Source organism: Methylophaga sp. UBA5088, assembly GCF_002414625.1.
GTDB classification, from domain to species: Bacteria; Pseudomonadota; Gammaproteobacteria; order Nitrosococcales; family Methylophagaceae; genus Methylophaga; species Methylophaga marina.
In genome coordinates, this window is record NZ_DIAC01000011.1 from 8,285 (window position 1) to 27,325 (window position 19,041).

A 19,041-nucleotide genomic window follows, 5' to 3' on the forward strand; every position below is an offset into this window, starting at 1 on the left:
GGCTTTACCCGCCATAAGTGGCGCTGTAGAACAAGATATTCAAGGTATCAACCCGCCTGCTGCCAGCCAACTTACCGAGCAAGACCGTATCGCTCAAAAACTCGAGCAGGAAAATCTGGGGCAAATCATCCTTGGTTTTATCGGTCTGGGTCTGCTACTGGCATTTACACCCTGCATTTTCCCAATGATCCCAATCTTATCCAGCATCATTGTCGGTGAGGGAGAGCATATCACTACACGCAGAGCCTTCACCTTATCATTAGTGTATGTGTTGGCCATGTCTGTCACTTATACAATCGCTGGTGTCGTGACAGGCTTGTTGGGTGAAAATTTACAAGCGATGTTCCAAAACCCATGGATTATCAGCGCCTTTAGTGCGCTATTTGTTGTCCTCGCTTTATCCATGTTTGGTTTATACGAACTGCAACTTCCTCACTCAGTACAGCATCGCTTACATCAACTTAGTCACAAACAACAAGGTGGCAAATTGATGGGCGTGGCTGTAATGGGCTTATTGTCGGGCTTGATTGTTGGTCCCTGCCTGGCTCCGCCATTAGCCGGTACCTTAATTTTTATCGGACAGCATGCTGATCCTGTTCTCGGGGGTCTCGCCTTGTTCTCGCTCAGTATCGGCATGGGTATACCACTTCTGATTATCGGTACTTCTGCTGGTAAGCTCTTACCCAAAGCCGGTAACTGGATGCTCTTTATCAAATCAATTTTTGGTGTACTGCTGCTCGGTTTAGCTATCTGGATGCTGGAACGGATCATTCCCGGCTGGCTGACCATGAGCTTATGGGGAGGCTTATTGATCGTTTCAGCTGTCTATCTTGGTGCATTTAACCGACTTGATATCGATGCAACAGATTTCAACAAGCTTAATAAAGGACTGGGCTTAATACTCTTTATATATGGCACATTACTTATGGTAGGCGGTGCAAGTGGTAGTCAAAACGTTTGGCAACCTCTTCACGGCATAGTCAGTAGCTCAGGCAAATCAGCAGAAACTCAGCACCTTGCTTTTACTCAAATTGCTGATCTCGACGAGCTTAACCAACGTCTCGCATCCACAACACAACCCATAATGCTGGACTTTTATGCTGACTGGTGTACGGAATGCAAAACCATGGAAAGAACAACATTCCAAGATCCTGACGTGCTTGCAGCAATGAAAGGCTACACATTACTGCAACTGGATATGACAGAAAATACACAAGTGCATCAAGAAATGCTCAAAGCACTGCGTGTGTTTGGACCTCCCACCATGCTGTTTTTCGATAAAACAGGCCAAGAACTGTCACAACACCGACTTGTTGGCTTTGTGAAAGCCGACACCTTTTTAGACCATATTCGCCAAATGGCGAGTCAACCATAGAAATGCTCAGAAAGCCGTCTTTTCGGCGAAAATAGCAACAAAAAGCCGCTTTTTATTTCGACAAACTGGACATCATCAGTCTGCTGGTGCACAATTCCGCCTATTATCTTTGACCCTTAATTGAAGGATCGTAATGGCGAATATTGTTGTGCTTAACGGCCCCAATCTCAATCTGCTTGGGACACGCGAGCCCGAACATTATGGTGCAGATACGCTGGCCGATGTTCACCAACGCCTGGATGTCATCGCAAAAACAGCTTCACATCAACTCGATTTTTTTCAATCCAATGCAGAACACGAACTGATTAATAAAATTCATGCAGTTCAAGGGAAGGCTGACTTTATCATCATTAATCCAGCGGCATTCACACACACCAGCGTGGCTTTACGTGATGCATTATCTGCGGTCAAAATTCCTTTCATCGAAGTACACATTTCTAATATTCACGCGCGCGAGACATTCCGCCATCACTCCTACCTGTCAGATATAGCAGTCGGTGTGATTTGCGGGCTCGGCACTCAAGGCTATGAATTAGCTTTGGCTGCCGCAATCAAACAACTAAACTCATAACGACTAAATATAAGGTTTTAGCATGGACATTCGTAAAATTAAAAAACTGATTGATTTGATTCAGGAATCTGACGTATCTGAAATTGAAATTTCAGAAGGTGAAGAGTCTGTACGCATTAGTCGTAATCAACATTCAGCTGCTATTTCTTACAGCACGCCAGCACCGACACACTATGCCGCTCCGGCTCCCGCACCAGCAGCACCAGCAGCCGCGCCAGCTGTTGCAGAAACAAGCAGCGCTGTAAATGAAGCCAATGCCGTGCGTTCACCTATGGTCGGTACGTTTTATCGCTCATCTTCGCCGGAAGCTGCGCCTTTTGTTGAAGTCGGACAATCCGTTTCGGCTGGCGATGTCATCTGCATTATTGAAGCGATGAAAATGTTCAATCAAATCGAAGCTGATCGCAGTGGCACAGTAAAAGCTATTCTGGTTGAAAATGGTGATCCTGTTGAGTTTGATGAGCCACTAGTCATTATCGAATAACAGTAACGCGGGCTATTCGTTAAATAGCTATTGCTCACTCTGAATTGTGGATTAAACCAAATTATGATCGATAAAATTGTTATTGCTAACCGAGGCGAGATCGCCTTGCGTATTTTGCGGGCCTGTTGGGAACTCGGTATTAAAACAGTGGCGGTTCACTCAACTGTTGACCGTGACTTAAAACACGTTTTACTGGCAGATGAAACAGTATGTATTGGCCCTGCCCCGTCAAATGAAAGCTACCTGAACATTCCAGCTTTAATTAGTGCTGCAGAAATCACTGATGCCACCGCTATCCATCCAGGTTATGGCTTCTTATCTGAAAATGCTGACTTTGCAGAGCGTGTTGAAGAAAGCGGCTTTATTTTTATTGGTCCACGTGCTGAAACTATCCGTTTAATGGGCGATAAAGTGTCAGCAATCAAAGCCATGAAAGAAGCTGGCGTGCCTTGTGTACCAGGCTCTGATGGTCCGCTTGGCAATGACGATGAAACCAACTTACGTCTGGCTCGTGAAATAGGCTATCCCATCATAATCAAAGCCGCTGGCGGTGGCGGTGGTCGCGGTATGCGTGAAGTTCACAGCGAAGCACATTTACTTAACGCCATTGCATTAACTCGTAGTGAAGCGAAAGCGGCCTTTGGTAATGGTATGGTTTATATGGAGAAATTCCTGGAAAACCCTCGCCATATTGAATTTCAGGTACTTGCCGATCAACATGGTAATGCTATCCACTTAGGTGAACGTGACTGCTCAATGCAACGTCGCCATCAAAAAGTGGTCGAGGAAGCACCTGCTCCTGGTATCACCCCAGAAATGCGTGACCGCATGGGTAAGATCTGTGCGGAAGCCTGTGTACGTATTGGTTACCGTGGTGCAGGTACCTTTGAGTTTCTCTACCAGGATGGTGAATTCTATTTCATCGAGATGAATACCCGCATCCAGGTAGAACATCCGGTCACTGAACGCGTAACGGATGTTGACTTACTGGTACAGCAAATCCGTATTGCGGCAGGTGAACCACTCTCTATTAAACAAGAAGACATTGTCATGCGCGGTCATGCCATTGAATGTCGTATCAATGCGGAAGATCCTCGTACATTTATGCCTAGCCCGGGACAAATAACCTCGTATCATGCACCAGGCGGTGCCGGCATCCGTATGGATTCTCATATTTACAGTGGTTATCGTGTTCCACCTAATTATGACTCGCTGATTGGTAAAATGATCGCCTATGGTAAAACGCGTGATATCGCGATTGCCCGTATGCAAACAGCGTTAAAAGAAATTGGTATTGAAGGTATTAAAACCAACGTTGAATTACAACGTGACATCATGGATGACACCCACTTCCAAACGGGTGGTACCAATATTCATTACCTCGAAAAGAAACTGGGTCTGTAATCACTATGGCCTGGATTCAGTTTATTTGTAACACCACATCAGACAAGGCAGATGCCTTGTCTGATGCATTTTCAGAGTGTGGTGCAGTCGCTGTCACATTTGAAGATGATGCGGATCAACCTATCTATGAACCGGATCTAGGTACGACACCACTGTGGACAGCCACTCGGATTGTGGCGTTATTTGACGCTGAAACGAATCCAGATGACGTCGACAATATGTTATCAACACTGATAACCGATCCGCCGTCTTATCGGGTAGAAGCTGTTGAAGACAAAGACTGGGAAAGAGAGTGGATGGATAACTTTCATCCTATCCAGTTTGGCGAGCGTTTGTGGATATGTCCTAGCTGGCATACACCACCCGCACCTGATGCGGTCAATATTATGCTCGATCCAGGTTTGGCGTTCGGTACCGGTACACACCCCACTACCGCTTTATGTTTGAACTGGTTAGATCAGGCCGAGCTTAAAGGTAAATACGTCATCGATTATGGTTGTGGCAGTGGCATTTTAGCGATTGCAGCAGCTCTGCTGGGTGCTGAACGAGTCATTGGTGTCGATACCGATCCTCAGGCGCTTGAAGCGACACGCGCTAATGCGGCGCGAAATGGCGTCGAAATCGAAGCCTATTTACCTGGCGATTGTCCGAATGAACCGTGTGATTTATTGCTGGCCAACATTCTTGCTGGTCCATTGCAAACCCTGGCACCACTGTTTGCTAACCTCGCCAAGCCCAATACAGAGCTTGTCTTATCAGGCATCTTACAAGTACAAGCAGAGGAAGTATCTGAAAGCTATCAAGCCTGGTTTGATATGCAGCCAGCAGTTGTCAAAGAAGATTGGATTCGATTAAACGGCACACGTCATGCTCGGTAAAAACATCGCCATCGGGGCATATCACTTACCTAATAATCTATTTCTGGCACCCATGGCAGGTGTAACAGATCGTCCCTTCCGCCAGCTTTGTCGTCGCTTGGGTGCTGGCATGGCTGTATCAGAAATGATCACGGCTAACAAAGCCTTGTGGGCCAGTAAAAAATCCTTATTAAGAGCAAACCATGCTGGTGAGCCTGAACCCCGAAGCGTACAGATTGCTGGTGCCGATCCGGTCATGATGGCTGAAGCAGCAAAGCACAATGTGGATCAGGGTGCGCATATTATCGACATCAATATGGGGTGTCCTGCAAAAAAAGTCTGTAATGTCATGGCGGGCTCGGCCTTGTTACAAGATGAATCCCTCGTTGCCAACATTCTTGAGTCAGTAGTGAATGCCGTAGATGTCCCTGTCACACTAAAAATTCGCACTGGCTGGGACAGAGATAACCGCAATGGATTAACCATTGCTCGAATTGCGGAACAATCAGGCATACAAGCCTTAGCCATTCACGGCAGAACACGGGCTGATGCCTACAAAGGCGAAGCCGAATACGACACCATTGCAGAAATAAAAGCCTCGATCACTTCAATACCCATTATTGCCAATGGCGATATAGATTCCCCACTTAAAGCCGCTGAAGTACTCAATAAAACAGGTGTTGATGGTTTAATGATTGGTCGGGCGGCACAGGGTAACCCATGGATTTTTAGACAAATTCTCCATTACCTTGAGCATAACAAACTGTTATCATCTCCTTCTCTTGCAGAGATTCGTCAGATCTTGATTGAGCATCTAGAAAACCTGTACGATTTTTATGGTGATTATTCAGGTGTGAGAATGGCACGCAAACATATTGCTTGGTATAGCAAAGGTTTACGTAATGGAAATGCCTTCCGTCAGGAAATGAATTTACTCGAATCGCCGCAGCAACAAGTAGACTTTACACGTCAGTTTTTTGATCAACTACAAGAACAACAGGATATACAAGCCGCATGACTCAACCGCTAGCCAAAGATAAAACAACATGCGCAGAGCTAGCTGTCGCGGCTGAGCAGACAACGGCGCCACTTAGTGTGTGTGTATCACGTGCTCTGGCCGATTATTTTGAGCAACTCGAAGGCCATCCTGCGGCCAATTTGTATGAAATGTTAATGACGGAAGTCGAAGTGCCTCTGCTTAAAGCAACACTAGAACATACCAATGGTAACCAAAGCCGTGCAGCGGAAATTCTCGGTATTAACCGTGGCACATTACGTAAAAAACTCAAGCAATACGGCTTATAAATCGATTTTTTATCTCCTGGAAGTGATTTTCAATGAATCAAATCAAACGTGCTTTATTGAGCGTATCTGACAAAACAGGTGTGCTTGAACTTGCCCAGCAATTAAACAAGTTAGGTGTAGAACTGCTATCTACTGGCGGTACAGCAAAATTATTAGCTGAAGCAGGTCTGCCTGTAAAAGAAGTGTCATCACATACTGGCTTTCCTGAAATGATGGATGGCCGCATCAAAACATTACACCCTAAAATTCATGGGGGATTACTCGGTCGTCGTGGCAAAGATGATGCCATCATGACAGAGCATGATATCGCGCCGATTGATCTGGTTGTGGTCAATCTTTATCCGTTTGAAGCCACCATTGCGCGTGATGACTGTACCTTACCGATGGCCATTGAAAATATCGATATCGGTGGCCCAACCATGTTACGTGCAGCCGCTAAAAACCATGCTGATGTGACAGTATTGATTGATCCTGCAGATTACGCCAACGTTGTGGCACAAATCGAAACCAATGGTGGAGTAGATGATGCCACCCGTTTCGATTTAGCGGTGAAAACATTCGAACACACAGCCCATTATGATGGTGCTATCGCTAACTATCTGGGTAAATTAACGGGTGATGAAAAAGCCACTTTCTCACGCACATTTAATAGCCAGTTCGTGAAAAAACAAGATATGCGTTACGGTGAAAACCCGCATCAAAATGCCGCTTTCTACACTGAAGCAAATCCTGCTTCAGGCACCATCAGTGCAGCCACACAGTTGCAGGGTAAAGAACTGTCATATAACAACATTGCCGACACTGATGCTGCGCTTGAATGTGTCAAAGCATTCCCAGAAGCACCGGCCTGTGTGATTGTTAAACATGCCAACCCTTGCGGTGTGGCGGTATCTGATAGCTTACTTAAAGCTTATGATTTAGCCTACGAAACAGATCCTACTTCAGCATTCGGTGGCATCATTGCATTTAACCGTCCATTAGATGCCGATACAGCAAAAGCCATTATTGACCGTCAGTTTGTTGAGGTCATCATTGCACCATCTATCACGGATGAAGCACAAGCCATTGTGGCGCAAAAAGCCAATGTGCGTTTATTAGCGTGTGGTGAGTTTGTCAGCAATACTGAAACGGGTCTGGATTACAAACGGGTTAATGGCGGTTTATTAGTTCAGGATCGTGATGAAGCGCTAGTACAAAAAGCTGACCTGAAAGTAGTCACAGAACAGGCGCCAACCGAAGAGCAAATGGCCGACTTATTATTTGCTTGGCGTGTGGCTAAGTTTGTGAAATCAAATGCGATTGTTTATGTTAAAAACCAGCAAACAGTGGGCATCGGCGCCGGTCAAATGAGCCGTGTTGTCAGCAGCCGCATTGCGGGTATTAAAGCGGAAGATGCAGGTCTGACTGTGCCGGGTGCCGTGATGGCGTCTGACGCATTCTTCCCGTTTAGAGACGGGCTTGATGCCGCCGCTGCTGCCGGTATTAAAGCGGTGATTCAACCGGGTGGCTCAATGCGTGATGACGAAGTCATTGCCGCTGCCAATGAACATGGTATTGCCATGGTATTTACTGGCATGCGTCATTTTAGACACTAAATACACGTGGACTTTTTGTGGATCGCGTTGAGGCTTATCGTTTATTCCAATCGCTAAATTATCAGCGCTTCCAACACTTAATCGAATTGGCGCCTGCTCGGCAGGCGTTAATTTTCCAATTACTGCCATTATTTCTACATATCAACTCCAAGCTATTGCCAGGGTATATTAGTGATGATGTGCCAGCCGGCTTACTTGATTACCGTCCTTCTCAGGATACGATAAGCCAAGCACAACAACTGAACCGTAGCTTTAGTCATCGTGCACGCGCTCTGCGTCGTTATCCATTGCGTGGTCTTTATCTTCTCCATCCTCATCACTACTTCAGCTACTCAGACAAAACCGAGTTCGAATTATGGTTACTTTGCTCTGATTTATTAAGTATCGAACAACGACATCAACTGCAAAAAAAGTTAGACGCCATCACTGAGTGGTGTGCAGAGAACGGATTGATACTGAATGCGCAATTAATCACCGAGAAAGCATTGACCAACGATACTGCGCTAACGGACTGGCAAAAGGAAGAATTCTATACGCAAGGTATAGTGCTGGCAGGTTGTGAACCATACTGGTGGTTGTTAACGCATGAAGAACAGACTGATCATCATCTCATTGTTGATGAGTTCAAAACCCAGGCTAAATTTAAACAATATAATCTCGTTGATTTTGGCCCAGCTGAATCTATTGATAAAAATGCCGTATTTAAAAAATCTTTCGAAGCATGTCAGCAATTTCTACTGATAGGTCATGCGACACTTGATCTACTCTATATTGCTCTATTGCTAGAACCAGGCAGATCATTGCCGACGTTATCTCACCTGTTAAAACAGACGATTTACCGTGGTGAGCAGGCTTTCACCGCACTTGATATCCAAGCCCTGAAATTGGCACTGATTGAGATCTATGCTACTGACGCCAATAAACAAATAGCTAGAGAAATAGTTTACATAGAAAGTCAGGAAGCACTCTCCATAGAGGTCAAACATCCTCCACACCCTTGGCGTAGAGAATGTGTAAAACAATTGACCAGCCAGTGGCAATGGCCAGCGACACAATTACAAAAGCTGGATACTCGTCGCCTGAATATCAACAATAGTCAGGCCTGGTTTGAAAACTTAGCTACTGTTGTTCAATCCTTGCTACAGGCTTTGCAGCATTATTGCCAATCTGAGCAATTGGATACCCATAATGAGACGGCGTATTTAAATCAGTTATACCGTTTACGTTTTCAACCGACAGGCAATCAAATCCCCATGTTGCCACGAGCTTTGCGTCCAGAACCGAGTGAGAACAGGTTATTTTTATACCGGTTCAAAGAGCAGCAGGACTGGTTACTCAGTCAGTCGCCACTCTCTGACAATGCCAGAACAGGTTTATATCAGCATCCTCAACTCATCGATGTCATAAGCTGGGCTATTAATCACCAGTTGCTTGCTAAAACCAATTGGCTGAGTGTGACAGATCAACATCAAAAGTATACGACCTCTGCCGTTATCGAAATGAGCAAGCACCTAATCAGTCAGGGTATGTCGGATTTAGATATTCCAACAGTTCGTACTACGGTGACTGAAATAGAAAGCATTGAACAGGTACTCGTCTTTCCTAACTTGGAGCAGCAACCAAGTAATAAGCTCTCGCAACAAGGGCTTCAGCTTTCCAGCAAACAGAATGATCCGCTCAACTACAGCTCTTTTAAAGAGAGTTTAATATTAAGTGTTGATTGTTTATTCATTTCCAGCCATGGTCAAATCTATAGTGGCTTCTATCAGGGCCAAACAGCCATTCTTGATTTGTTAACCAGTCTATTATTGTGGCGGCCAGCAAAGACACCGAAGATCAGTAGCTGGTGCCCAACACCTGGATTTGAAAAAGCCATAAACCAGCGCTTGGAAGCTTTACTGACTCAAGTCTGCCGACATTATCAACAGCACCCGGATCAGGGTAAGTTTTTGCTTAACCTGGCTGACCGTCCCTATCAACTTCAATGGCACGATGAGCAAGTTGAATATGTCAGACGTCCGTTATCACAGAGTTTTTGGCAACACCTTGCTGATAATACAACAATCTTCACTGCTCAGGCTTTGGATAGCTATCTCGATAAGGATCAACTTCTCAATACCCTGTTAAAGTATCAGTCAACAAAACAGGTCAGTATTTTTCTCTATCTTGAACAAAATACCGTGGTGTATTACCTCATAGATGAATATGCCAACCTTATTCGACAACAGGTTCAGCATCTCAGTGAGTCCACACTGATGAGTCACCTCAATGTGTTTATCTCACACATTAAAACCGTGAATAAATTTGAACATATCCGCTTCTATTTGCTGAGTCACAGTCAGCAAGGCTGGAAAATCAATGCCATCGCCCAACAATCGACATCACAAGGATTTTTACCGGTACAAGTGAATATGGCCAGCCCAGCTTTAGATGCTGCCTGCACTATCATGTGTGGTAAAAAATGGTTCGAAGGGCTTGCAGACGATGAGGCATTATTTGATCAAGTACGCCAATTTATTCAAAGCTTAAGAAAAAATAACCAGAACTATCCTGTTTATATCAATCAGCTGCAATTTACTGATAACCATCCGTACCCAACGGCTATATACATCCAACAAAAGAGCCGTCTGGAACAACTTTTCAATCAATAATCGGTGATACAGACTTTCGCTTTGGCTTGGGCTCTTTTATCATGTTGGTCTTTATTATCGGACGACAGAGTAACTTATGATCAAAGTCGGCATTGTTGGTGGCACCGGATATACAGGTGTTGAACTACTCAGATTACTTGCGAATCACCCGGACGTATCACTTGAGGTTATCACCTCGCGAAGTGAAGCGGGCATGCCGGTCAGCGATCTCTTTCCTAACTTACGTGGTCACGTTGATATCGCTTTTTCAGAACCGGATCCTGATATTCTTGCTCAATGCGATGTCGTGTTTTTTGCTACACCACATACAGTGGCAATGGCTCTGGTACCCGAACTAATCAAACGACATACCCGAGTTATCGACCTGTCTGCAGACTTCAGATTAAATGATGTGGCTGTTTGGGAACAGTGGTACAACACCAAGCACACTTGTCCTGAGTTATTTGAACAGGCTGTTTATGGTTTACCAGAGTTAAATCGTGACAAGATTAGAAATGCACAATTAGTCGCTGTGCCCGGCTGCTATCCTACTGCTACTGAACTAGGCTTTTTACCATTACTGGAAGCAGGGTTAATTGACCCGATGCATTTAATTGCCGATGCCAAAACCGGTGTCAGTGGTGCTGGCAGAAAAGCAGCCATTCCCATGTTAATGGCAGAAACCAGTGGCAGCTTTAAGGCTTATGGTGTCAATGGCCATCGTCACTTACCTGAAATTCGCGAGGTATTGTCAGAGCATTGTCAGCGTAAAGTGGATTTGACGTTTATTCCTCATCTAGCGCCAATGGTCAGAGGTATTCATGCCACGTTATATGGTCGTCTAACGACACAGGATGTGGATATACAAAAAATATTTGAAGATCGTTACGCGAATGAACCATTCGTTGATGTCATGCCTCACGGCTCAATGCCGGAAACACGTAGTGTACAAGGTAGTAATGTGTGTCGTATCGCCGTTCACCAGCCACAAAATAGTGATACGGTGGTGGTACTTTCAGTCATCGACAACCTGGTGAAAGGTGCTTCAGGCCAGGCAATCCATAATATGAATATCATGTTTGGCCTTGATGAAAAAACAGGGATTAATGTTATTGCGATGATGCCCTGATGATTGATAAACCCTATGTAATTCATCATAGACGTCCTTATCGTACCTTGTTGATATTGCTAATAACTTTGGCAATATCAGCAGCATTACTGTGGTACTGGACCACGCAATGGCAGAATGAGCAAAATGCTCAAATCACTGCATTGAAAGAACAAAACGAACAGCTACACGCAGAAAACCAGAATTTACTCGAACAAAATAAGTTGCTCACCGCTCAGGTCAATGACATTTCAAGAATGCAGGCTATGCAGGATGCCACTGATTCGCAGCTTCAATCGAACTTGGAAAAACTACAAAATCAAGTTATCGAGTTGAATAAAGAATTATTGTTCTACCAGAATATTACCCAGGGTAATGCCAGTAGTGAACTTCAGATTCGTGAACTTCACCTGAGGCCAAATCCGGATAATCCAAGCCAGTATTTCTACCGAATTGTGATTACTCAAGGGAAAAAAATTTCCAAAGCCATTAAGGGTGATGTCTTGGTAGCGCTTCAATTCAATGACGATAAAGCAACCCCCCGCTTAATCAACACACATGGGTTAAAGTTAAAACACGTGCAAGTGCTTGAAGGCACATTGAACATAGAACAGAATGAACAACCCAAAAGCCTGAAAATTGAGTTAAAACAAGGTAAAAAAACACTCACTACACGTACTTTTAACTGGGAAGTCACGCCGTCCCTGCCATAAACGAGGTTGATCATGTTTAAAAAAGATAAACCAAAAAAGAAAAAAACAACCACACGTATCGATACATTAATTGGTCGTGATACTCACATAAAAGGTGATATTCATTTCAGTGGTGGTTTACGCATTGACGGCAGTATTCAAGGTTCTATTATCGCCAACGAAGATTCCTCACTACTCACCATCAGTGACCAAGGTAAGATTGAAGGCGAGGTTCGCGTGCCAAATCTGATTATCAATGGCGAAATAAATGGCAATGTTTTTGCCTCCGAACATGTTGAGCTTGCACCAAAGGCGCGTATCAATGGCAACCTTTATTACCGCATGATTGAGATGGCAATGGGTAGTGAAGTGAACGGTCACTTAATTCGTGCTCAGGACGAAGAAGAAGACATACTGAACGTTGAGCATGAAGTATTTGATGAAAATGAGTCATTCCATCTTGAGCAAAAAAGCTAAATCTTGACTAATTTAGTCAGAATTGGATAATGGCTATTAATTAACCATTTATCGGAGTGATGACATGACAAGCGAAATGCCCAGCCCAATTATCTTTACTGAGGCAGCGGCAGCAAAAGTCAGCGATCTTATTGCTGAAGAAGGTAATGATCAACTCAAATTACGTGTATTCATTACTGGCGGCGGTTGCTCAGGCTTTCAATATGGTTTTACCTTCGAAGAAGATGTCAGCGATGGTGATACACAAGTTGAAAAAAGCGGTGTCACTTTACTGATTGATCCAGCCAGTTATCAATACTTGGTTGGCGCAGAGATTGATTACACTGACGGCATTGAAGGTTCTCAATTTGTTATACGTAACCCCAATGCCACAACAACTTGTGGCTGTGGCTCATCTTTCTCACCATAGAAACGAATCAAGCTCTGAAAAGAACCGATGCTCAGTCATCGGTTTTTTTTTTGCCTGCAGAGTTGCCTAAGGGTAATTGCTTCATTATGCTGAAATGAAGCTGATATAAGGACAAACAATGATTTCGAAATGGCGATGGTTGTTAACTCAACTAACGAGAACTTTATGGTTGAGGGCATCACTATTCGCTGTACTCGCCATCGTAACGGCACTCATTGCCATTCCTGTGCAGTCTTTAATTGAGAGTCCACTTCCCTTTGAAATTGGTTCGGAAGCCGTCCGTGGCATTCTCAATATTCTGGCTTCCAGCATGCTTGCCGTGACCACCTTTTCCCTCAGTGTCATGGTCTCTGCTTATACTGCTGCAAGTTCAAGTGCGACACCACGAGCAACGCAATTAGTCAGGCAGGACTCAACCACACAAAATGTGCTGGCCACCTTTATTGGTTCTTTTTTATATAGTTTGGTCGGTATTATCGCGTTAAGCACTGATGTATATGGTGAAAATGGACGTTTGATTCTCTTCACCGTCACCATCGGCGTTATCATCCTCATCGTTGTCACTATTTTACGTTGGATTGAACACCTATCATTGTTAGGCCGGTTGAGTGAAACCACGAATCGTGTAGAAGATGCTCTCACCCAAGCCATGAAACAGCGTATTGATTATCCATGTCTTGGTGCAAAACGCTTAGATAAAGAAAATCCACCTAAGAAAGGCAAGAATGCAGTTTATATTAACAAGGTGGGATACATTGAACACATCGATTTAGGCGGATTAAATCGTTGTGCCGAGTCTAATGAAACTGAAATTTGTTTATACATCGAGCCTGGGCATTTTGTTCATCCCGGTGAAGCTGTCGCTTATTATGATGGTAAACAGTCTGATTCGATTGATGAAACCGTCATCAAAGCCCTGTCCATTAATGACTTGAGATCATTTGATCAGGACCCCCGCTTTGGATTCACCGTATTAGCTGAGATTGCATCAAGAGCCCTGTCTCCTGCTGTTAATGATCCTGGAACAGCCATCGATATATTGAGTCGTGCTGTGAGAGTACTATCTCTCTGGTGTGATCATAAAAAGCTTGACGATTCAAATGACAATATTGCCTACCCTTATGTACGCATGCCGGAAGTCAAACTCGATAGTTTATTTGACGATATATTCCTCCCCATCAGTAGAGATGGTGCTGGTATGCTGGAAATTCATCTACGCCTACAAAAATCATTACTCGCTTTAAAACAAATCTCGCCTGAGTGTTTTGCTGAGTGCGTTGAAAAGCATTCTGATTTGGCCTATCAACGTGCTTTATTAGCACTAGATCTTGATGCTGATATTGAGCGTTTACAAAAAATCCATAACGCGGTCAGATCTGCATAAATAGAGATTCATCACAAAATGACACTTTACTAAAAAGGGTTTTACCCATAAAATGAATGAACGTTCATTCATTACAGGTGAAATTTCATGTGTGCATCCTCATGCAAGGATAAACATCAAGCCATTTTATCGGCAACGCTAAAGCTTTTAGCCACAAAAGGGTTTCATGGTTTTTCTATAAAGCAGCTTGCCGCAGAAGCCGGGGTTGCGGCAGGTACTGTGTACCTGTATTTCAAAGACAAAGATGAGTTGATAGTCAGTTTACACAGCAACATCATTAGCACAGTCGCAGACGCTATTTTTGAGAGTCACGATACCACTCTGCCACTAGAGCAACAGTATCGGGAGCTATGTATACGGCTATGGCAATTTTTTCTAAATAATAAGTGCATGACTTTGTGTAAGCCTCAATTCGATCACCTGCCTGAAAACGTACTGGATGATCTTTATCAAGACACCTGGCGTCAATTACAGCCACTTTCTGACTTATATGAACAAGGTCGTAAACAAGGCATCTTGAAAAATTTACCCAATGACGTACTGAGCAGCTTTGGTATAGAGCCCTATGTCAACCTTGCAGGGCAACAGCTTCGAGGCACTATCAAAATATCCCCGGATGATCTGAATACCATGTTGGATGCTTCATGGAATGCCATATCAACGTCAAAAATTGAGACTCAATAATGGAGTTATTAATGAAAATCTCACCTTCTTTTCTTCGTGTCATAACATTGTCTGTATTGCTTGTATTAACAGCATGTCAGTCTGACCAACAACAGCAAGCTGGCCAGGCAGGCCAGAAGCAAACCAGTCATGTGGATGTGGTCACGCTGGCACCACAAAAAGTAACATTACGCAGTGTATTACCTGCTCGGACTACAGCTTTCAGACAAGCTGAAGTCCGCCCACAGGTGAATGGGATTATCGAGAAACGTCTTTTTGAAGAAGGCGCTCAAGTAAAAGAAGGTCAGCAGCTATATCAAATTGATGCCGCTTTATATCAAGCTGAGGTGGCCAATGCTAAAGCACAATTAATGCGAGCCAAGGCTGCTTTCCAGACAGCAAAGTCTAAAGAAGCCAGATACAAAAATCTGCTTGCTGATAATGCCATCAGTCAGCAAGATTACGATGATGCCTTAGCCACTTATCAGCAAACAGAAGCGGATATCAAAGTGCAGGAAGCCACATTAAAGACGGCAGAGACCAATTTGAACTACACTCATGTCTATGCTCCCATATCAGGTCAAATAGGTAAGTCTAACTTTACAGAAGGCGCCTTGGTAACCGCACAACAAGCTGCTGTATTGACCACTATCAACCAGCTCGACCCAATATACATTGATATTTCACAGCCATCGAAACACCTACTGGATTTACGTAAGCGAATAATTGCCCGTCAGATAAACAAAGAGAAAGCCCCTAAAGTCACTCTGACACTGGAAGATGACAGTCCTTACTCAGAAACTGGCACCTTACAATTTGCCGAGGCCAATGTAGACCCAACTACAGGTGATGTGGTCTTGAGGGCCATTATGCCAAACCCAGATAAGCTGCTCTTGCCCGGCATGTTCGTGAAAGCCACGATTGAAGAAGGGAAGCTGGACAACGTCATCCTGGCACCACAAAAAGGCATCACGTTTGACCGTGAAGGTAATGCCACGGCTTTGGTGGTCAACAAAGAAAATAAAGTAGAACTACGTCAACTGGAACTGGACCGGGCTATTGATGACAACTGGATTGTGAAGTCAGGACTCAATGCCGGCGATCAAATCATTGTTGAAGGCCTGCAAAAAGTCGCACCAGATGCACCAGTGATGATTGATAACAATACCTTACAAACGGCAGGTAACGGAGCGTAATCATGGCTAGATTTTTTATTGATCGCCCTGTTTTTGCCTGGGTAATCTCCATCATTATTATGTTGGCAGGGATAATTTCCATTGTTCAATTACCGATATCCCAATATCCGACGGTCGCCCCACCCTCAGTAGAAATCAGTACTGCCTATCCTGGTGCTTCCGCTAAAACGGTTGAGGACACCGTTATTCAGGTGATCGAACAAAACCTAACGGGGATTGATAACGTTCTCTATATGTCAGGCACCAGTGACTCCTCAGGTGCAGGCTCCTTAACGGTCACCTTTAATCCCGGAACCGATGCCGATATTGCCCAAGTACAGGTTCAGAACAAACTCCAATCTGCCATGCCGTTGCTGCCCCAAGCCGTGCAAAACCAGGGTATTGAAGTCACTAAGTCAAGTGCGGCGTTTTTGATGGTGCTTGGTTTTTATTCTGATGATGGCAGCATGGATAAATACGATATTGCTGACTATGTTTCGGCTAATATTAAAGATCCATTGAGTCGTATAAATGGTGTGGGTCAAATTCAGGTCTTTGGATCACAATATGCCATGCGCATCTGGCTTAACCCCGATAAATTAGCACATTACAAACTGACGACGACTGATGTAACCAGTGCAATCAGTGCCCAAAATGTGCAGATCGCCGCCGGTGCACTTGGCGGTGCACCTGCCGTAAAAGGGCAAGAGTTTAATGCCAGTATTATTGTGCAGACTCAACTGGAAACACCGGAACAATTCGGCCAAATCATCTTGCGTGTGAATGAGGATGGATCACGTATCAAACTGTCTGATGTGGCTCGTATTGAATTGGGTGGTGAGAATTACCAATTTGAAACTGAATATAATAGACAACCCGCTGCCGGTATTGGTATTAACTTAGCTTCAGGCGCAAATGCGCTGGAAACAGCCCAAAAAATTCGTGAGCGTATTGACGAATTATCGCCTTATTTTCCAAACAGCCTACAAGTGGTTTATCCCTACGATACGACACCTTCGGTCAGAATCTCTATAGAAAATGTTATTCACACCTTAATCGAAGCGATCGTTTTAGTGTTCCTAGTGATGTATTTATTCTTGCAGAATATCCGGGCCACGTTGATTCCGACTATTGCCGTGCCAATTGTTTTGTTAGGAACATTTGCTGTGCTGTTCGCCTTCGGTTTCAGTATCAATACATTGACGATGTTTGCCATGGTGTTAGCGATTGGTTTGTTGGTTGATGACGCCATCGTGGTGGTAGAAAACGTAGAGCGGGTTATGCATGAGGATGGGCTATCCCCTCGTGAAGCGACCCGAAAGTCGATGGATCAGATCACAAGTGCTTTAGTCGGTATTGTCTTGGTACTCTCAGCAGTATTTATACCAATGGCCTTTTTTGGTGGTTCGACCGGCGTTATTTACCGACAGTTCTCGGTAGCGATCGTCTCTGCCATGGCCTTATCGGTACTCGTCGCATTAACACTGACACCAGCCCTCTGTGCCACACTACTCAGAGCGGGTGACGATGAGCATAATGATAAAAAAGGTTTCTTCGGCTGGTTTAACCGTAACTTCAACCGGGCAACAAATAAATACCAAAGCTCTGTCGGTCACATGATTCACCGTACTGGCAGATATATGGTGATCTATTTATTGATAGTAGGTGTATTGGCGTTTTTATTCACCAAGCTTCCGACCTCTTTCTTACCTGAAGAAGATCAGGGCACGATGTTTACTTTAATGACATTACCAGCCAATGCCTCAAAACAACGCTCAGCTGAAGTGATGAATAAAATTGAAGACTATTACCTAGATCAAGAGAAAGACAGTGTGAACTCAGTTTTCTCGATCATCGGCTTCAGTTTTGCTGGTCGTGGCCAGAATAACGGTATGGCCTTCACCGATATGAAACCTTGGGATGAACGTCCCGGTCAGGAGTTGAGTGTGCAAGGGGTCGCTGGACGCGCCTTTCAATATTTTGCGTCCATTAAGAATGCCATGATTTTCCCCATCATTCCCCCATCTATCACCGAACTGGGTAATGCGAGTGGTTTTGATTTACAGCTAAAAGATGTGGGTGGCCAAGGCCATGCTGCATTGATGAATGCCAGAAATCAATTGTTAGGAATGGCTGCTCAGGATCCACGTCTGACGGGTGTCAGACCGAATGGTCAGGAAGATACACCGCAATTTAAGATTGATGTGGACCATACCAAAGCCGCGGCATTTGGGGTGGACTTAAATCAAATTAACCAAACCTTTAATACCGCTTGGGCATCTACCTATGTTAACGACTTTATTGATAATGGTCGTGTCAAAAAAGTCTATGTACAAGGCGATGCACCTTATCGGATGATGCCTGAAGATGTCTCAAAATGGTATGTTCGTAATGATGATAATGAAATGGTATCACTGGGTTCTCTGTCTGAAGGGCGTTGGATATATGGCTCACCGAGACTTGAGCGCTACAACGGTGTCTCTTCAGTGAATATTCAAGGTGAAGGCGCGCCAGGTGTCAGTTCAGGTGATGCGATGAAAGCCATGGAAGAGTTAGTCGCCAAGCTTCCCTCCGGCTTTGCGTATGAATGGACCGGACAGTCCTATCAGGAGCGTGAATCCGGCGATCAGGCACCGCTGCTCTATGCTATCTCTATTATGGTTGTGTTCTTATGCCTGGCAGCCCTCTATGAGAGTTGGTCGGTGCCGTTCTCAGTACTGATGGTTATACCATTAGGTATTATCGGAGCGGTGCTATTCACCATGGCGCGCGGCTTATCAAATGATGTGTACTTTCAGGTAGGCCTGCTAACCACGATTGGTCTCGCATCCAAAAATGCGATTCTTATTGTTGAGTTTGCAAAAGCACTGTACGAAGACGGCATGTCATTAATTGATGCCACGATGGAAGCG

The 19,041-nt window shown here is 44.4% G+C and carries 17 protein-coding genes; all 17 read left to right on the plus strand.

Going from position 1 to position 19,041, the window contains the following annotated elements:
- Positions 1-1,375, plus strand: a 1,375-nt coding sequence (dsbD, locus tag B4K20_RS01560) for a protein-disulfide reductase DsbD (RefSeq protein ID WP_289281653.1), incomplete at its 5' end; no start/stop codon positions are given.
- A gap of 133 nt (positions 1,376-1,508) precedes the next feature.
- Entirely contained in the window at positions 1,509-1,946 is a 438-nt protein-coding gene (gene aroQ, locus B4K20_RS01565; protein ID WP_286303467.1) for a type II 3-dehydroquinate dehydratase, read from the plus strand.
- A 22-nt stretch (positions 1,947-1,968) separates the two neighbouring features.
- The gene (gene accB / locus B4K20_RS01570) at positions 1,969-2,430 is read left to right on the plus strand and encodes an acetyl-CoA carboxylase biotin carboxyl carrier protein (RefSeq protein ID WP_286303466.1); all 462 of its coding nucleotides are present in this window, start codon (positions 1,969-1,971) and stop codon (positions 2,428-2,430) included.
- Positions 2,431-2,493: 63 nt separating this feature from the next.
- A complete protein-coding gene (gene accC, locus B4K20_RS01575; RefSeq protein WP_286303465.1) occupies positions 2,494-3,834 on the plus strand; it encodes an acetyl-CoA carboxylase biotin carboxylase subunit in 1,341 nt (446 codons plus the stop codon).
- A gap of 5 nt (positions 3,835-3,839) precedes the next feature.
- Positions 3,840-4,712 (plus strand): 50S ribosomal protein L11 methyltransferase, encoded by an 873-nt coding sequence (gene prmA, locus B4K20_RS01580; protein WP_289281654.1) that lies wholly within the window; start codon positions 3,840-3,842, stop codon positions 4,710-4,712.
- Complete coding sequence (dusB, locus tag B4K20_RS01585; protein WP_289281655.1) at positions 4,702-5,709, plus strand: tRNA dihydrouridine synthase DusB; 1,008 nt, start codon at positions 4,702-4,704, stop codon at positions 5,707-5,709. The genes prmA and dusB overlap by 11 nt, the downstream gene beginning before the upstream one ends.
- Positions 5,706-5,996, plus strand: coding sequence for a DNA-binding transcriptional regulator Fis (fis, locus tag B4K20_RS01590; RefSeq protein ID WP_286303464.1), 291 nt, complete (start codon positions 5,706-5,708; stop codon positions 5,994-5,996). Before dusB ends, fis begins: the two co-directional genes overlap by 4 nt.
- A 32-nt stretch (positions 5,997-6,028) precedes the next feature.
- Complete coding sequence (gene purH, locus B4K20_RS01595; RefSeq protein ID WP_286303463.1) at positions 6,029-7,591, plus strand: bifunctional phosphoribosylaminoimidazolecarboxamide formyltransferase/IMP cyclohydrolase; 1,563 nt, start codon at positions 6,029-6,031, stop codon at positions 7,589-7,591.
- A 17-nt stretch (positions 7,592-7,608) separates the two neighbouring features.
- Entirely contained in the window at positions 7,609-10,242 is a 2,634-nt protein-coding gene (locus B4K20_RS01600) for a class I adenylate cyclase (RefSeq protein WP_289281656.1), read from the plus strand.
- A 76-nt stretch (positions 10,243-10,318) separates the two neighbouring features.
- On the plus strand, positions 10,319-11,350 hold the full coding sequence (gene argC, locus B4K20_RS01605; protein ID WP_286303460.1) for an N-acetyl-gamma-glutamyl-phosphate reductase: 1,032 nt from the start codon (positions 10,319-10,321) through the stop codon (positions 11,348-11,350).
- Complete coding sequence (locus B4K20_RS01610; protein WP_289281657.1) at positions 11,350-12,042, plus strand: DUF6776 family protein; 693 nt, start codon at positions 11,350-11,352, stop codon at positions 12,040-12,042. The genes argC and B4K20_RS01610 overlap by 1 nt, the downstream gene beginning before the upstream one ends.
- Before the next feature lie 12 nt (positions 12,043-12,054).
- The gene (locus B4K20_RS01615; protein ID WP_286303457.1) at positions 12,055-12,498 is read left to right on the plus strand and encodes a bactofilin family protein; all 444 of its coding nucleotides are present in this window, start codon (positions 12,055-12,057) and stop codon (positions 12,496-12,498) included.
- 64 nt (positions 12,499-12,562) lie between these two features.
- Positions 12,563-12,907: an iron-sulfur cluster insertion protein ErpA gene (gene erpA, locus B4K20_RS01620; RefSeq protein WP_289244138.1), complete on the plus strand. Its 345-nt coding sequence runs from the start codon at positions 12,563-12,565 to the stop codon at positions 12,905-12,907.
- A 118-nt stretch (positions 12,908-13,025) separates the two neighbouring features.
- The gene (locus B4K20_RS01625; protein ID WP_289281658.1) at positions 13,026-14,291 is read left to right on the plus strand and encodes a DUF2254 domain-containing protein; all 1,266 of its coding nucleotides are present in this window, start codon (positions 13,026-13,028) and stop codon (positions 14,289-14,291) included.
- A gap of 87 nt (positions 14,292-14,378) precedes the next feature.
- Entirely contained in the window at positions 14,379-14,975 is a 597-nt protein-coding gene (locus B4K20_RS01630) for a TetR/AcrR family transcriptional regulator (RefSeq protein ID WP_289281659.1), read from the plus strand.
- Positions 14,976-14,986: 11 nt separating this feature from the next.
- Positions 14,987-16,150, plus strand: coding sequence for an efflux RND transporter periplasmic adaptor subunit (locus tag B4K20_RS01635; RefSeq protein ID WP_289281660.1), 1,164 nt, complete (start codon positions 14,987-14,989; stop codon positions 16,148-16,150).
- Positions 16,151-16,152: 2 nt separating this feature from the next.
- The coding region (locus B4K20_RS01640) for an efflux RND transporter permease subunit (RefSeq protein ID WP_289281661.1) at positions 16,153-19,041 on the plus strand (2,889 nt) is incomplete at its 3' end.

Coding starts and splice junctions, on each gene's coding strand:
- aroQ (WP_286303467.1), top strand. CDS start 1,509: ATGGCGAATATTGTTGTGCTTAACGGCCCCAATCTCAATCTGCTTGGG.
- accB (WP_286303466.1), top strand. CDS start 1,969: ATGGACATTCGTAAAATTAAAAAACTGATTGATTTGATTCAGGAATCT.
- accC (WP_286303465.1), top strand. CDS start 2,494: ATGATCGATAAAATTGTTATTGCTAACCGAGGCGAGATCGCCTTGCGT.
- prmA (WP_289281654.1), top strand. CDS start 3,840: ATGGCCTGGATTCAGTTTATTTGTAACACCACATCAGACAAGGCAGAT.
- dusB (WP_289281655.1), top strand. CDS start 4,702: ATGCTCGGTAAAAACATCGCCATCGGGGCATATCACTTACCTAATAAT.
- fis (WP_286303464.1), top strand. CDS start 5,706: ATGACTCAACCGCTAGCCAAAGATAAAACAACATGCGCAGAGCTAGCT.
- purH (WP_286303463.1), top strand. CDS start 6,029: ATGAATCAAATCAAACGTGCTTTATTGAGCGTATCTGACAAAACAGGT.
- argC (WP_286303460.1), top strand. CDS start 10,319: ATGATCAAAGTCGGCATTGTTGGTGGCACCGGATATACAGGTGTTGAA.
- B4K20_RS01610 (WP_289281657.1), top strand. CDS start 11,350: ATGATTGATAAACCCTATGTAATTCATCATAGACGTCCTTATCGTACC.
- B4K20_RS01615 (WP_286303457.1), top strand. CDS start 12,055: ATGTTTAAAAAAGATAAACCAAAAAAGAAAAAAACAACCACACGTATC.
- erpA (WP_289244138.1), top strand. CDS start 12,563: ATGACAAGCGAAATGCCCAGCCCAATTATCTTTACTGAGGCAGCGGCA.
- B4K20_RS01625 (WP_289281658.1), top strand. CDS start 13,026: ATGATTTCGAAATGGCGATGGTTGTTAACTCAACTAACGAGAACTTTA.
- B4K20_RS01630 (WP_289281659.1), top strand. CDS start 14,379: ATGTGTGCATCCTCATGCAAGGATAAACATCAAGCCATTTTATCGGCA.
- B4K20_RS01635 (WP_289281660.1), top strand. CDS start 14,987: ATGAAAATCTCACCTTCTTTTCTTCGTGTCATAACATTGTCTGTATTG.